We start from the raw sequence: 443 nt of genomic DNA, 5'->3' as shown, positions 1-443 counted from the left end.
GCCCGGCCCGCCTCGTCGTGCGCCAGCCCGGCCAGCTCGGCACGCTGGGCTGGGAGGCCTTCGACCTGCCCGAACCCGGCCTCGGCGAGGTCACGGTGCGCGTCTCCGCCGCCGGGCTGAACTTCCGCGACCTGATGTGGGCGCAGGGCCTGTTGCCGGAGGAGGCGCTGCTCTCGGGCTTCGCCGGGCCGACGCTGGGGATGGAGATGGCCGGGCTGGTCGAGCGGGCCGGGCCGGGCAGCGGCTTCCAGCCCGGCGAGGCGGTGTTCGGCTTCGCCCCCGCCGCCCTGGCCAGCCGGGTGCTGACGCGCGGCGCGGCCCTGGCCCGCCTGCCGGACGGGCTCGGCTTCGCCGCCGCCGCCGGCCTGCCGGTCGCCTTCATGACGGCGATCTACGCGCTGGAGCATTGCGCCAGGCTGCGGCGCGGCGAGACGGTGCTGATC

General features: G+C 77.7%; 1 protein-coding gene. It reads left to right on the top strand.

The window, feature by feature from the left end; all coding sequences use genetic code 11:
• A partial coding sequence (locus ACVMLK_RS21335) for a quinone oxidoreductase-like protein 1 (RefSeq protein WP_457487585.1) occupies positions 1-443 on the top strand: 443 nt, incomplete at both ends.

This window comes from Teichococcus aerofrigidensis (assembly GCF_054073225.1).
This window is presented reverse-complemented; position numbering and strand designations above follow the sequence as displayed.